Raw genomic sequence first — 14,418 nt, 5'->3', positions numbered from 1 at the left:
GTAAAGGATGGATTTGCGCTAATTAAAGTTGCAATAGATTAGAGATCAAGTCGTTACCGCGGATTCGCGGAGCATCCGGGCGGCCTCCTCGGGTGCCACGTCGTTGACGAACGCTCCCATCGCCGACTCCGACCCGGCCAGATACTTCAGCTTGTCCGGCGCCCTCCGGACGCTGAAGAGCTGGAGGTGGAGGTAGGCCAGATCCCGCCGGTACCTCACGGGCGCCTGGTGCCAGGCCGCCACGTACGGCATGGCCACCCCGAACAGCCCGTCGAGCCGCCGCAGCACCCCCGTGTAGAGCGGCCCGAAGGCGGCGCGCTCGTTAGCGTTCAGGGAGGGCAGGTCCGGCACCCGCCGATGCGGATAGACGTGGACCTCGAACGGATAACGGGCGGCGGCCGGGACGAACGCGGTCCAGTGCTCGTTGGCCGCCACCACCCGGGGCCCCTTCCGCTCGGCGGCCAGCACGTCCGCGAAGAGGTTGCCGCCCCGGTGCCGCGCCGCGACGTCGAGCATGTGCCGGGTACGCGGCGTCACGTACGGATAGGCGTAGATCTGGCCGTGCGGGTGGGGGAGGGTGATGCCGATCTCCGCGCCCCTGTTCTCGAAGCAGAAGACTTGCTCCACCCCCGGCAGGGCGGACAGCTCGGCGGTGCGGTCGGCCCACGCGGCGAGGACGAGCTCCACCTGGTCCGGAGCGAGCGAGGAGAAGGACGCGTCGTGGTCGGAGGTGAAGCAGACCACCTCGCACCGCCCGACGCCGGGCCGCGCCGCGCTCAGCCCGCCGGGATCGGGAAAGTCGCCCTCCGCGAAGCTGAACGAGGGGAAGCGGTTCTCGAAGACCGCGACGTCGTAGTCCGAGGGGATCTCCGAGGCGGTGTGCGCCGCACAGAGCGGACACTCGTCGGCGGCCGGCAGGTGGGTCCTGGTCTGGCGGTGCCCGGCGATCGCGATCCACTCGTCCATGAGCGGGTCGTAGCGCATCTGCGAGGCGAGCGGGCGCGACGGCAGGTCGCGCGGGTCCAGGGCGGCGCGGTCGGCGTCGTCGCGCCGGTCGTAATAGAACAGCTCCCGCCCGTCGGCCAGGTGCGTGATCGTGCGCTTCACGCGGTGGGCTCCCCACGGTCATCGGGCTCGGACGGATCGGCCAGCAGCAGCTCGCCCACGCGCTCGGACAGTTCCGCGCCGGCCTCGGCGGGCAGGCCGGTGTCGCTCACGACGACGTCGGCCCGGTCGAGGTGGGCGATCGTGCTGATGCCGATCGTGCCCCACTTGGTGTGGTCGGCCAGGACCACCAGCCGCTGCGCCGACCCGACGAGCTCGCGGTCGGTCTCGGCCTCCAGCAGGTTGGGCGTGGTGAACCCGGCGCGGACGCTCATCCCGTGGACGCCGAGGAGCAGCACGTCGACGTTCATCGAGCGAATCGCCGCCACGGCGACCGGGCCGACCAGCGCGTCCGAGGGGGTGCGTACGCCGCCGACCAGCACCACGGTCTGGTCCGCCCGCCCGGATCGGTAAAACACGTCCGCGACCTTCAGCGAGTTCGTGATGACGGTCAGCTCGGGCACGTCGGCGAGGTGCCGCGCCGCCGTCCACGTCGTCGTACCGGCTGACAGTGCGACCGAGCTGCCCGGACGCACGAGGCGCGCGGCGCGGCGCGCGATGGCCTCCTTCTCGGCCTCCTGTCGCGCCGACTTGGCGGAGAACCCCGGTTCCTCCGTCGATCCGGCGCCGGCGATCGTGGCGCCTCCGTGGACCTTCTCGACCAGCCCTCGATCGGCGAGCGCCTCCAGGTCGCGCCGAATCGTCATGTCGGAGACGCCGAGATCCTGGACCAGCTCCGCGACGCGCGCCCCGCCGGTCCTGCGGATCCGCTCCAGGATCGCCTGCTGCCGTAGCTGGGCCAGCATCATCGCTCCAATCAACAGATTCCAACAAATTATGCCACAGTCCTTCGGGGAATCCTGTTTGGTCCTGGGGATATGAGCGGCGACGCTGTACGAGGCAGGCCGCCTCATGAAGAGTGAGGGCACTGGCCGTACGACGGAAGGCGGTTCCCGCATGGGTAAGCGAGCGCGCAAGTCGAAGGCACGGAAGAAGAAGCAGTCGAACCACGGCAAGCGGCCCACCGGCCGCTAGCCGCCGGGCCTCGGGGGGCGGTGGGTGGCGGCTCCGGCACCCCCACCGTCCACCGGGGCTCAGCGCGTACGGCGGCGGCCGCTTCGCGGGAAGTTCGCGGCGGCCGCGACGAGCAGGCCGGCGACCATGAGGACCCGCAGCCCGATGTCGGGAAGCCGCGTCATGGTGTCGAAGTACCGCTCGGCGGCCACGAGATCGAGCTTGTACGACGCCACGGTGTTCATGTAGACCCCGTGCGCGATCGAGAGCACGGCCGCGTGCGCGAGGGTGCAGGCGGCGATGCCCAGTCCCGCCGCGAGCGCGGCCCTGCGGCGGTTCGGCGCCAGCAGGAAGCCGGCGGCGAGCAGGATCGCCGAGGCCGCGGGAAGGATCCAGCCGAGCGAGGTGTAGGCGAGCCGGCCGGTCGTGATCAGGCGCAGCCCCTTGCGCGCCACCCTGGCGGCGTCGATCCACAGGCCCTGGTAGACGGCGCTGTGCGACAGGCGCGGCAGCTTCTCGTCCACCAGGCTCCTGACGTGGTCCAGCTTCACGTCGAGATCCAGCGGAAGCCCGCGCTGTTCGAGCGCGGCGGCCGCCTCGTCCACGCTCCACACCTCGCCCGCCGTCCACACGGCGACCATGGAGAGCGGCGCGAGCACGCACCCGAAGGCGATCAGGAGGGCCGCGAACGCCGACGCGAGGTGACGGCGGGGACGGCCCGACGCCGCCAGCTGCCGGCGCAGGCGGAGCAGTTCGGCGTGCACGTCCGTGTCGGTCACACCACCGCTCCCCCCGTACGGCAGGCGTTTCCGGGGAAGATACCCGCGACGCCGGACGGCACGGGGAAACAGCGGGTCAAGAACCCGTTCAGGGGAGGCGCTGCTCCACCCAGACGATCTTTCCCTGGGAAGTGGGGCGCGTTCCCCAGCGGTAGGCGAACCGCTTGATCAACATCAGCCCGCGCCCGGTGTCGTCGTCCAGCGTGGGCGAGCGCGGCGCCGGGGCAGTCGAGGAACCGTCGGCGACCTCGCACACCAGCGTCCGGCCGCGCAGCAGGCGCAGCTCGATCGGCGGCCACCCGTGCTTGAGCGCGTTGGTGACCATCTCGCTGACGATCAGCTCGGTGGTGTCGGCCAGGCTCGTGAGACCCCACGCGGACAGCGTGTTCCGTACGAACCTGCGGGCCGTGCGGACGAATCGGGGATCGTCCGACAGAGGGAAGGAGGCCATCTCGTCCGGGTCGAGATCGCGGACCCGGGCCAGCAGCAGGGCGATGTCGTCACGCTCGTGCCCGGGCCGCTGGCTGTTGATGGTCAGGTCGCACATGTCCTCGAGGTCTTGGAGCGGTCCCGCGAGCAGGTGGCGCAGCGCCATGATCCCCGCGTCGATGTCCCGCCGTCTGCTCTCCACCAGCCCGTCCGTGTAGAGGGCGAGGACGCTGCCCGCGGGAAGTGTCAGCTCCCGCGTCTCCAGCGGCTCGCTGCCGATGCCGAGCGGCAGTCCCGGCGACATCTCGACGATCTCGGTCGACCGGTCCGGATGGAGAAGGATCGGCGGCACGTGGCCGGCCCGCGCGATCGAGCAGTTGCGCGTGATCGGGTCGTACACGGCGTACACGCAGGTGGCGATCTGCGTCGGATCGAGGTCCTGGCTCATCAGGTTGAGCCGGAAGAGCACCTCGTCGGGAGGCAGGTCCAGGCTGGCGAGGGTGCGCGCGGCGGTGCGGAGCTGGCCCATGGTCGCGGCCGCCCTGGTGCCGTGCCCCATGACGTCGCCGACGACCAGTGCGGAGCGGCACCCGGGCAGGGGGATCACGTCGTACCAGTCGCCGCCCACGCCCATGAGGTCGCTCGCCGGGAGGTACCTGGAGGCGATCTCCATGCCGAGCGGGTGGGGCAGTTCGGCGGGCAGCAGGCTGCTCTGCAGCGTCAGGGCGGTCCGGCGCTCGCGCGTGTACAGCAGGGCGTTGTCGACGCAGACGGCGGTCCGCGCGGCCAGCTCCTCGGCCACCGCGACGTCCTGTTCATCGAACGACGGGCCGCCCGGCCGCCGGGTGAACACCGCGCACCCCAGCACCCGTCCGCGCGCGCTGAGCGGGACGGCGAGGAATGAGGTGCCGGTGAGCAGCGCCGCGATGGCGCCCTCCCGGTCCAGGCGGCCGCCGATCAGCCGCGCCGTCTCGGCGTCCAGGTGGGGATACATGAGCGGCGTGCCCGTGGCCATGCACTGGGCGTGGGGAAGCTCCGGGGGATAGGCCGTCACCTCGTCGAGCGGGACGGCCCGCACCCACGCGTGCGGATCGTCGGCGGCGACGCCGAGGGCCATCCGCCGGACCAGCGCCGTGCCGTCCAGCGCGCGGGACGGGAACTCGCCGTCCACGACCAGCCGGTCGTGGATCAGGACCTCCGCGGTGTCGGCGAAGCGCGGAACGGCGACGTCCATGAGCTCGCGGCTCGTCTCCACGAGATCCAGCGTGCTGCCGATGCGGCGGCTCGCCTCGTTCAGGAAGGTCAGCCGCTCGTTCGCCGAGACTGCACTGCTCCGGCGCCACTCGGACTGGTCCCCCTCAATGGGGTCCTTGATCAGGCAGTTGCGGTTCAAATCCGTTTCTCTCCGGAGAGGCAGAAGATGTCCCCGAATCGTAAAGAGAAGATCCGCCGCATTTCAGGCGTTTGCCAGATGACGAAGCCGGATCGTCACGGGATGCGATCTGGCTCACATACGGGCGGCGGCCCGGGGCCGCGCGCGAGCGTCCGGACACGAACGAGGCCGCCTCCGATGTCGGAGGCGGCCCGTCACGCTGCGAGAACCCGTCGGGGCGACAGGATTTGAACCTGCGACTTCTTGCTCCCAAAGCAAGCGCGCTACCAAGCTGCGCCACGCCCCGCTGCGTCGATTGCGCGAGCGCTCCGGAACTCCGGTACGCTTACGCCCTGACGACCGGATGAAGTCTAGACCAGATGAAGACCGGCGCGCGCGGACGTAGCTCAATGGTAGAGCCCCAGTCTTCCAAACTGGCTACGCGGGTTCGATTCCCGTCGTCCGCTCTGATTGCGGCAAAGGCCAGGTCAACCGGCATCGGATGACCTGGCCTTCGTCATGTGGCGGGATCGCTTCGTCGTGCGGCGGCCCGCCTGGATTTTTCCGATCAGCGCACGTTTTGCTGATCAGTCGGACGTGCGGAAGCGCGCCCACACGGCCTTGCCGCCGTCGTCGAGCGCGTCCCAGCCCCATTCCTGGCTGTACGTCTCGACGATGTAGAGCCCGCGGCCGTGCTCGGAGATGAAGTCGGGCTTCTTGGGCGTGGGGACCTCGTCGCTCGGGTCGGCCACGACCAGGAGGATGTCCGGCGAGAGGCGGATCAGAGCCAACGTGATGGGGCTCTCGTCCCGCGTCCTGCCGGGATAGAGCGCGTAGCGCACGGCGTTGGTCACGAGTTCGGAGACGACCAGGGCGGCGTCGTCGCCGAGTTCGGACAGGCCCCACTCGTCCAGAGTGGAGCGGGTGACGTCCCTGGCGGTCTTCACGGAATCGGCCTGCGGCCCGAGCGGACAGATCGCCCGGTCCGCTGCCTCGGCGGAGCGCAACATCTCGCGCACGCTCCGGCGGGATAGCTGGGCGGAGGGCATGGGCTTCTCCAACATCCTGCCCTTTACCTCCCGCTAGCCGCTTTTGACGTCAGTGCACCATTAGCCCAATATGCACTACGCCATGATGGGACAGCCGACCGGCCCCTGCAAGACCCAAATGCACGTGCAGTTGCCTTGTGCAGCGGCACACGACGTTTTCCGGCGACACGATCGGGTCAGCCCTTGTCATCGAGACGGGAAGTGGTGACACTGTGTGGGCTGAGGTGTGGCTCAGATCTTTCCCTCGGCGCATGTCACGCATCGACTGAGAGGGAGGCGCCGTGACACAGACCCAGCCGGGCTCCGGGCCTACGGCGCTTCGCATCCTTCTCGGCTCCCAGTTGCGCAAGCTCCGCGAGACCAAGGGCATCACGCGCGACGAGGCCGGCGAGGTCATCCGGGGCTCCGAGTCCAAGATCAGTCGCATGGAGCTCGGCCGCGTCGGGTTCAAGGAGCGTGACGTCGCCGACCTGCTCACCTTTTACGGCGTCGAGGAGGCCCAGGCCCGCGCCGTGGTGATGGACCTGGTGGAGCGCGCCAACGAGCCCGGCTGGTGGCACCGGTTCAACGACGTGCTGCCCACCTGGTTCCAGGCGTACGTCGGGCTGGAGGAGGCGGCCGCCCGCATCCGCACCTACGAGGTCCAGTTCGTGCCCGGTCTGCTGCAGACCAAGGAGTACGCCCGGGCCGTGATCACCGCCGGCGCCGTCGGGGCCGGGCCCGAGGAGATCGCCCGACGGGTGGATCTGCGGCTGGGACGCCAGCGCGTGCTGGACGGCGAGGGCGGGCCGATGTTCTGGGCGGTCATCGACGAGGCGGCCCTGCGCCGCCCCATCGGCGGCGTCGAGGTCATGAGGGGCCAGCTCCAGCACCTGATCGACCTGATGAACCAGCCCAACATCACGATCCAGATCATGCCGTTCAGCTTCGGCGGACACGCCGCAGAGGGCGGCGCGTTCAGCATCCTGCGGTTTCAGGACGCCGACCTTCCCGACATCGTCTACGTCGAGCAGCTCGCCAGCGCGCTCTACCTGGACAAACGGGACGAGGTGGACCGGTACGGCGAGGTCATGGAGCGGCTCTGCGCGGTCAGCACGACCCCGGACGAGACCGCGGGGATGTTGCGACAGATCATGCTCGATCTCTGAGCAGTCGCTCCTAGGCGTGTCTCTGCTCTAGACTGCACCTTGGCGCTGGACACCCGCCACAGTGGAGGCTGCCCAGAGGGTCGTGCCAAGGCGGCGGTGCTTCGTGCCGCTCACGTGGGCGCGGCGCCCGTAACGTGCCGCGGTAACCGTGCTAGGCGCGCCCGCGATCACCAAAAGCTTGATCAAGGAGACCACCCCGTGAAGACCGCTGTCGAGGAGCTCAGCCCGACCCGGGTGAAGCTCACCGTCGAGGTGCCGTTCGAGGAGCTCGAGCCGAGCCTGGAAGCCGCCTACAAGAAGGTCGCCCAGCAGGTGCGTGTCCCCGGCTTCCGCCCTGGCAAGGTACCCGCCCGGATCATCGAGCAGCGCTTCGGCCGCGCGGTGGTTCTCGAGGAGACCCTGAACGACGCCCTGCCCAAGCTGTACGGCCAGGCCGTGGACGAGACCGACGTGTTCCCGGTCAGCCAGCCCGAGATCGAGGTCACCAAGATCGAGGACGGCTCGCAGGTCGAGTTCACCGCCGAGGTGGACGTCCGTCCGTCCTTCGAGGTCCCGGACTACCAGGGCGCCGAGGTCGTCGTCGACGTCGCCGAGGTGTCCGACGAGGACATCCAGACCCAGCTCGACGCCCTCCGCCAGCGGTTCGCCACGCTGACCGGCGTGGAGCGTCCGGCCGCCGGTGGCGACTACGTCGTCATGGACCTGCGCGCCGAGATCGACGGCAAGAACCTCGAAGAGCAGCAGGCCTCCGACGTCTCCTACGAGGTCGGCGCCGGCTCGGTGCTCCAGGGCCTCGACGACGCCCTCGAGGGGCTGTCCGCGGGCGAGGAGAAGACCTTCCGCACCACCCTGGTCGGCGGTGAGAACGCCGGCGAGGAGGCCGACGTGATCATCAACGTGAAGTCGGTCAAGGAGAAGGTCCTGCCCGAGCTGGACGACGAGTTCGCGCAGCTCGCCAGCGAGTTCGACACGCTCGACGAGCTGAAGGACAGCATCCGCGAGCAGGCCCGCCGCAACAAGCTCGTCGAGCAGGTCATGCAGAGCCGCGAGAAGGCCCTCGACGCCCTTCTTGAGAAGATCGACATCCCGCTGCCGGAGAGCGCGCTCAACGCCGAGATCGACGCGAGGAAGCACAACCTCGAGCACCAGATCGCCGAGAGCGGTCTGAGCCGCGAGGCGTTCTTCCGCCTCTACCAGACGACCGAGGACGAGCGCTTCGCCGAGTTCGAGGCCAACGCCGCCAAGGCGCTGAAGTCCGGCTTCGTCCTCGACAAGATCGTCAAGGCCGAGGAGATCGGCGTCAGCGAGCAGGAGCTCACCAACTTCGTGGTGCGCCGCGCCATGCAGCTCGGTGTCGCCCCGAACACCCTGGCCCAGCACCTCGCCGACAACGACCAGCTCACGCTGGCCATGATGGAGATCGTGCGGGAGAAGGCCAAGACGGTCGTCGGAGACGCCGCCAAGGTGACCGACGAGGCCGGCAACGAGGTGGACCTCAAGGCCATCTACGCCGAGCTCAACCCCGAGCAGGAGGCCGAGGGCGCCGAGGAGGCCGGCGCTCAGGAGTCCGGCTCGCAGGAGTCCGCCGAGTAGGCGTTCGCCACAGCTTTCACCTGGCCCCCGTCGCGCTTCGGCGCGGCGGGGGTCGCGTGTTCCCGTGTGCCGGGGGTGGGGGCGCGGGCCCATGCGCCGTCAGCGAACAGCAAGCTGACGGGGCATGAGCTGTCCGCGCCGCGCGTTAAGGTCACAAGCAAAGCCAATCGATTTCGACGCATCGGAAGGTGACGCTGTGACCAGCCCGCCGACCTTCTTCCAGCCCACCACCCTCGGCCCGGACGCACGTGGCCGTGAGAACGGCGCGTACCGTCTGGAGGACCAGCTCTACCAGCGGCTGCTCCGCGAGCGCATTGTGGTGCTCGGCACCCAGGTCAACGACGAGGTCGCCAACCGGCTCTGCGCCGAGCTGCTCCTGCTTGCCGCGGACGACCCGGACCGGGACATCTGGCTGTACATCAACTCGCCCGGTGGCTCGGTGACGGCCGGCATGGCGATTTACGACATGATGGAGTACGTGCCGAACAACGTGTGCACCGTCGCGATGGGTCTGGCCGCTTCCATGGGCCAGTTCCTCCTCTGCGCGGGGGCGCAGGGCAAGCGGTACGCGCTTCCTCACGCCCGCATCATGATGCACCAGCCGTCGGGCGGCATCGGCGGCACCGCGGCGGACATCGCGATCCAGGCAGAGCAGATGCTCTACGTGAAGAAGACCCTGGCTGAGCGGATCGCCTTCCACACCGGTCAGCAGCTGGAGCAGATCGAGCGCGACTCCGACCGTGACCGCTGGTTCACGGCCGAGGAGGCCAAGGACTACGGCTTCATCGACCACGTCGTGCGCAGCGCACGGCAGGTGCCCTCCGAGGGCGCCGTCTCATGAGCGGAGCTTTCGAAGTGAATGAGCTGATCCGGCCGGGAGATATCAACGGCCGTTACATCATCCCTTCGTTCGTCGAACGCACGACGTACGGCGTGAAGGAGATGAACCCGTACAACAAGCTGTTCGAGGACCGCATCATCTTCCTCGGCGTGCAGATCGACGACGCCTCGGCGAACGACGTCATGGCGCAGCTGCTCACCCTGGAGTCGCTCGACCCGGACAGGGACATCAGCATCTACATCAACTCGCCGGGCGGCTCGTTCACCGCCATGACGGCGATCTACGACACGATGCAGTTCGTCCGCCCGGAGATCCAGACGGTCTGCCTCGGGCAGGCGGCGTCCGCTGCGGCGGTGCTGCTGGCGGGCGGCACGCCCGGCAAGCGGTTCGCCCTGCCGAACGCCCGTGTCCTGATCCACCAGCCCTCCACCGAGGGCGGCGGCCAGGGCAGTGACATCGAGATCCAGGCTCGGGAGATCCTGCGCATGCGGGAGCTGCTCGAGGACATTCTGGCCCGGCACTCGGGCAAGGCGCCGGACGAGGTCCGCAGGGACATCGAGCGCGACAAGATCCTGAGTGCCGAGGAGGCAAAGGCGTACGGGCTGGTGGACGACATCATCCCGACGCGGAAGAAGCGCGCCGCGGCGATCGCTTCCTGAGGAAGTCGAAGGCACCGGAACGGTGCCCATTTGGGCACGTTCCGGTGCGACTCACCGCCAGGGGGCTCACTCAGGGTCTGGAAGACGGTAACGTCGATACCTGAGCGGGATGACGTTTTCGCACCGACTCAGAGCGGGCGGCGGACGGAAGTGACCGCGTCAGCAGGGCGGTCCCACGCAAAGGAGTATCTGGGGTGGCACGCATCGGCGACGGGGGAGACCTGCTGAAGTGTTCGTTCTGCGGCAAGAGCCAGAAGCAGGTCAAGAAGCTCATCGCCGGCCCCGGCGTCTACATCTGCGATGAGTGCATCGATCTCTGCAACGAGATCATCGAAGAGGAGCTCTCCGAGTCCTCCGAGCTGAAGTGGGACAACCTCCCCAAGCCGCGCGAGATCTACGAGTTCCTCGAGGCCTACGTCATCGGCCAGGACAAGGCGAAGAAGGCGCTCTCGGTAGCGGTCTACAACCACTACAAGCGCGTCCAGTCCGGTGAGCGCGCCCGGGACGACGGCCTGGAGCTGGCCAAGTCCAACATCCTGCTCCTCGGGCCCACCGGATCCGGCAAGACGCTGCTCGCGCAGACGCTCGCCAAGATGCTGAACGTGCCGTTCGCGATCGCCGACGCCACCGCGCTGACCGAGGCCGGTTACGTCGGTGAGGATGTCGAGAACATCCTGCTCAAGCTGATCCAGGCGGCCGACTACGACGTGAAGAAGGCCGAGACCGGCATCATCTACATCGACGAGGTCGACAAGATCGCGCGCAAGAGCGAGAACCCGTCGATCACGCGGGACGTATCCGGCGAGGGCGTTCAGCAGGCCCTGCTGAAGATCCTTGAGGGCACCACCGCGAGCGTGCCCCCGCAGGGCGGCCGCAAGCATCCGCACCAGGAGTTCATCCAGATCGACACCACGAACGTGCTGTTCATCTGCGGTGGCGCCTTCGCTGGGCTCGAGAAGATCATCGAGTCCCGGGTCGGCAAGAAGGGGATCGGCTTCAACGCCATCATCCGGTCCAAGGAGGAGGTGGACTCCTCGGACATCTTCTCCGACGTCATGCCGGAGGACCTGCTCAAGTTCGGCATGATCCCCGAGTTCGTCGGTCGGCTCCCCGCGATCACCTCGGTGCACAACCTCGATCGGGACGCGCTGATCCAGATCCTCACCGAGCCGAAGAACGCGCTCGTCAAGCAGTACCGCCGCCTTTTCGAGCTGGACAACGTCGAGCTGGAGTTCAGCGACGACGCGCTCGAGGCGATCGCGGACCAGGCGATCCTGCGCGGCACCGGCGCCCGGGGCCTGCGGGCCATCCTGGAGGAGGTTCTCCTCTCGGTGATGTACGAGGTGCCCTCCCGCGAGGACGTCGCCCGCGTCGTCATCACCCGTGAGGCGGTCCTGGAGCACGTCAACCCGACGCTCGTGCCGCGGGACCAGCTCCAGGCGAAGCAGCAGCGCACGCCCAGGGAGAAGTCGGCCTGACCCGCGCGGAAATCGCCGCGCGGGCCCTCGACCGCAGATGGTGGCGTGGGAGCGGACGCGGACGGCCATAGAATCGGCACCGTGACAACGCCTGAACTGCCAACTCAGTACGCACCCGCCGATGTGGAGACCCGTAGCTACGAGCGCTGGGTATCGGAAGGCTTCTTCACCGCGGACCCGGGCAGCGGGCGTGAGCCGTACAGCATCGTGCTCCCCCCGCCGAACGTGACCGGTTCGCTGCACGTGGGACACGCCCTCGACCATTCGATCCAGGACGCGCTGACCCGCCGGGCCCGGATGCGCGGCATGGAGACGCTGTGGCTCCCCGGCATGGACCACGCCGGCATCGCGACCCAGAACGTCGTCGAGCGCGAGATCGCCAAGGAGGGCCTGTCCCGCCACGACCTGGGACGCGAGGCGTTCGTCGAGCGGGTGTGGCAGTGGAAGGAGGAGTCCGGCGGGCGCATCCTCGGCCAGATGCGGAAGCTCGGCGACGGTGTGGACTGGTCGCGCGAGCGCTTCACGATGGACGAGGGCCTCTCCCGGGCCGTCCAGACCATCTTCAAGAAGCTCTTCGATGACGGGCTCATCTACCGCGCCGAGCGCATCATCAACTGGTGCCCCCGCTGCCTCACCGCGCTCTCCGACATCGAGGTGGAGCACAGCGAGGACGAGGGAGAGCTCGTCTCCATCCGGTACGGGTCGGACGAGACGGAGATCGTCGTCGCGACCACGCGGGCCGAGACGATGCTCGGCGACACCGCGGTCGCGGTCAACCCGTCCGACGAGCGCTACGCGCACCTCGTCGGCCAGCTCGTGGAGCTCCCGCTCACCGGCCGCCGCATCCCGATCGTCGCGGACGAGCACGTGGATCCGTTCTTCGGAACGGGCGCGGTGAAGGTGACCCCCGCTCACGACCCCAACGACTTCGAGATCGGCCGCCGGCACTCGCTGCCGTCGATCGCCGTGATGGACGAGCGCGGTGTGATCACCGCCCACGGCCCCTTCCAGGGACTGGACCGGTTCGAGGCCCGGCCCGCGGTCGTCGCCGCTCTGCGCCAGCAGGGCAGGATCGTCGCCGAGAAGCGGCCGTACCTGCACTCGGTCGGCCACTGCTCCCGCTGCAAGACCGTCGTGGAGCCGCGCCTGTCGCTGCAGTGGTTCGTCAACGTGTCGCCGCTGGCCAAGGCCGCGGGTGATGCGGTCCGCGACGGGCGGACCCGCATCCACCCGCCGGAGCTGGCCAAGCGCTACTTCGACTGGGTCGACGACATGCACGACTGGTGCATCTCGCGCCAGCTCTGGTGGGGGCACCGGATCCCCGTCTGGTACGGCCCGGAGGGCGAGGTCGTGTGCGTCGGACCGGACGAGGAGCCGCCGGCCGGCTACGTCCAGGACCCGGACGTCCTCGACACCTGGTTCTCCTCGGGGCTCTGGCCGTTCTCCACGCTGGGCTGGCCGGAGATCACTCCTGAGCTCAAGCGGTTCTATCCGACGTCCGTGCTGGTCACCGGATACGACATCCTCTTCTTCTGGGTCGCCAGGATGATGATGTTCGGCCTGTATGCCATGGACGGGCAGCCGCCGTTCCGCACGGTCGCCCTGCACGGCATGGTCCGCGACCAGTTCGGCAAGAAGATGTCCAAGTCGTTCGGGAACGTGGTCGATCCGCTGGACTGGATCGCCCGCTACGGCGCCGACGCCACCAGGTTCACCCTCCTGCGCGGGGCCAACCCGGGATCCGACGTGGCCATCAGCGAGGACTGGGCGGCGGGTTCGCGCAACTTCTGCAACAAGATCTGGAACGCGACCAGGTTCGCGCTCATGAACGGTGCGGTGTCGGACGGCCTGCCGTCCGAACTCACCGCCGCCGACCGCTGGGTGCTGTCGAGGCTGCAGAGCGTGATCGCGTCCGTGGACGCGGCCTATGAGGACTTCGAGTTCGCCAAGGCCTCCGACGCCCTCTACCACTTCGCCTGGGACGAGGTGTGCGACTGGTACGTCGAGCTGGCCAAGGTCCAGATCTCCCAGGGCGGGCAGGTCGCGGAGAACACCAAGCGCGTTCTCGGCCACGTCTTCGACGCCCTGCTGCGGTTGCTGCACCCGCTGGTGCCGTTCGTGACCGAGGAACTCTGGCAGGCGCTGACCGGCGGAGACTCGCTGGTCGTGGCCGACTGGCCGGTCCCTGTGGCGAAGCTGGCCGATCCGGGAGCCGAGGAGGAGATCGCGGCGCTCCAGGATCTCGTGACCGAGGTGCGCAGGTTCCGTTCGGACCAGGGACTCAAGCCCGGCCAGCGGGTGGCCGCGCGGCTGTCCCTCGCCGGTACGGCTCTCGCCCCCCACGAGGAGGCCGTCCGGGCGCTGCTCCGGCTGAACGCGCCGGGGGAGACCTTCACGGCCACCGCCCGCATCGCAGTGGCGGGTGTGGATGTGGAGATCGACACCGCCGGGGCCATCGATGTCGCCGCGGAGCGCAAGCGCCTGGAGAAGGACCTCGCCGCCGCGCGCAAGGAGCAGGCCCAGGCGCTTGGGAAGCTGGGCAACGAGCAGTTCATGGCCAAGGCGCCGGACGACGTGGTGGCGAAGGTGCGTAGCCGTGCCGCCCAGGCCCAGGAGGACATCGCGCGCCTCGAGGCCCAGCTCGCCGCACTTCCCGCCTAGATACCGCACAGGGGCCGGCTGACGCAGGTTTAGGGCGACCAGAGCGTGGGAATGATGCTCAGGTTGCCTCAAGCGTGCACGGTCGGCCCCGCGGGGTGGTAAGGTTCCTTCTCGCAGGGCTCACCGGCGCGTCTCACTTCCTCAGCGGAAATGAGTGCTACGGTTCCTGTATCGCCTCCAAATTTCCGGTGATTCCGGTTGCTCGGGCGCAATTCGACAGAAATGCGAGTGGGCAGTAATTTGGAGGGGTTGCCCCGGAGACGGGGCGGCTGCGATTCCTCTGGGGTCGCA

General features: G+C 68.6%; 12 protein-coding genes and 2 tRNA genes. 8 read left to right on the top strand and 6 right to left on the bottom strand.

Translation table 11 applies throughout. The features are described 5' to 3' along the window. Positions 1-45 precede the first annotated feature (45 nt). A complete protein-coding gene (gene galT / locus AWQ68_RS32270; protein WP_066947858.1) occupies positions 46-1,107 on the bottom strand; it encodes a galactose-1-phosphate uridylyltransferase in 1,062 nt (353 codons plus the stop codon). Continuing rightward, a complete protein-coding gene (locus AWQ68_RS32265; RefSeq protein WP_066948041.1) occupies positions 1,104-1,910 on the bottom strand; it encodes a DeoR/GlpR family DNA-binding transcription regulator in 807 nt (268 codons plus the stop codon). Before AWQ68_RS32265 ends, galT begins: the two co-directional genes overlap by 4 nt. Before the next feature lie 106 nt (positions 1,911-2,016). Here AWQ68_RS32265 and AWQ68_RS46275 point away from each other — a divergent pair, with 106 nt between their 5' ends. Next, on the top strand, positions 2,017-2,139 hold the full coding sequence (locus tag AWQ68_RS46275; RefSeq protein ID WP_373281566.1) for a 50S ribosomal protein bL37: 123 nt from the start codon (positions 2,017-2,019) through the stop codon (positions 2,137-2,139). A 59-nt stretch (positions 2,140-2,198) separates the two neighbouring features. Here AWQ68_RS46275 and AWQ68_RS32260 read toward each other — a convergent pair whose 3' ends face one another. The 3 genes from AWQ68_RS32260 to AWQ68_RS32250 form a co-directional block, all read right to left on the bottom strand. After that, complete coding sequence (locus AWQ68_RS32260) at positions 2,199-2,897, bottom strand: hypothetical protein (RefSeq protein ID WP_066947855.1); 699 nt, start codon at positions 2,895-2,897, stop codon at positions 2,199-2,201. 88 nt (positions 2,898-2,985) lie between these two features. Next, positions 2,986-4,719, bottom strand: coding sequence for an ATP-binding SpoIIE family protein phosphatase (locus tag AWQ68_RS32255; protein ID WP_245656316.1), 1,734 nt, complete (start codon positions 4,717-4,719; stop codon positions 2,986-2,988). A 212-nt stretch (positions 4,720-4,931) separates the two neighbouring features. Then, a tRNA-Pro gene (locus AWQ68_RS32250) sits at positions 4,932-5,005 on the bottom strand. 89 nt (positions 5,006-5,094) lie between these two features. Here AWQ68_RS32250 and AWQ68_RS32245 point away from each other — a divergent pair. Continuing rightward, a tRNA-Gly gene (locus tag AWQ68_RS32245) sits at positions 5,095-5,165 on the top strand. A gap of 120 nt (positions 5,166-5,285) precedes the next feature. Here the strand turns inward: AWQ68_RS32245 and AWQ68_RS32240 are convergent. Next, positions 5,286-5,762: an ATP-binding protein gene (locus AWQ68_RS32240; RefSeq protein WP_084464627.1), complete on the bottom strand. Its 477-nt coding sequence runs from the start codon at positions 5,760-5,762 to the stop codon at positions 5,286-5,288. 266 nt (positions 5,763-6,028) lie between these two features. Between AWQ68_RS32240 and AWQ68_RS32235 the strand changes: the two genes are divergently transcribed. The 6 genes from AWQ68_RS32235 to AWQ68_RS32210 all read left to right on the top strand — a co-directional run bounded on the left by AWQ68_RS32235 (position 6,029) and on the right by AWQ68_RS32210 (position 14,127). Next, positions 6,029-6,895: a Sco1979 family transcriptional regulator gene (locus tag AWQ68_RS32235; protein WP_066947853.1), complete on the top strand. Its 867-nt coding sequence runs from the start codon at positions 6,029-6,031 to the stop codon at positions 6,893-6,895. 198 nt (positions 6,896-7,093) lie between these two features. Beyond that, positions 7,094-8,488, top strand: a complete 1,395-nt coding sequence (tig, locus tag AWQ68_RS32230; RefSeq protein ID WP_066947848.1) for a trigger factor — start codon at positions 7,094-7,096, stop codon at positions 8,486-8,488. A 196-nt stretch (positions 8,489-8,684) separates the two neighbouring features. Beyond that, positions 8,685-9,329, top strand: a complete 645-nt coding sequence (locus AWQ68_RS32225; protein WP_066947846.1) for a ClpP family protease — start codon at positions 8,685-8,687, stop codon at positions 9,327-9,329. Continuing rightward, on the top strand, positions 9,326-9,988 hold the full coding sequence (locus AWQ68_RS32220; RefSeq protein ID WP_066947843.1) for an ATP-dependent Clp protease proteolytic subunit: 663 nt from the start codon (positions 9,326-9,328) through the stop codon (positions 9,986-9,988). The genes AWQ68_RS32225 and AWQ68_RS32220 overlap by 4 nt, the downstream gene beginning before the upstream one ends. A gap of 194 nt (positions 9,989-10,182) precedes the next feature. Next, the gene (gene clpX / locus AWQ68_RS32215; RefSeq protein WP_066947839.1) at positions 10,183-11,466 is read left to right on the top strand and encodes an ATP-dependent Clp protease ATP-binding subunit ClpX; all 1,284 of its coding nucleotides are present in this window, start codon (positions 10,183-10,185) and stop codon (positions 11,464-11,466) included. Positions 11,467-11,538: 72 nt separating this feature from the next. After that, on the top strand, positions 11,539-14,127 hold the full coding sequence (locus tag AWQ68_RS32210; RefSeq protein ID WP_084464646.1) for a valine--tRNA ligase: 2,589 nt from the start codon (positions 11,539-11,541) through the stop codon (positions 14,125-14,127). Positions 14,128-14,418 lie beyond the last annotated feature (291 nt).

Source organism: Microtetraspora fusca, assembly GCF_001570365.1.
In the GTDB taxonomy this organism is placed as follows: Bacteria; Actinomycetota; Actinomycetes; order Streptosporangiales; family Streptosporangiaceae; genus Microtetraspora; species Microtetraspora fusca.
Note: the sequence above shows the minus strand (reverse complement) of the source record. Positions and strands in the feature narration are given on the sequence as shown.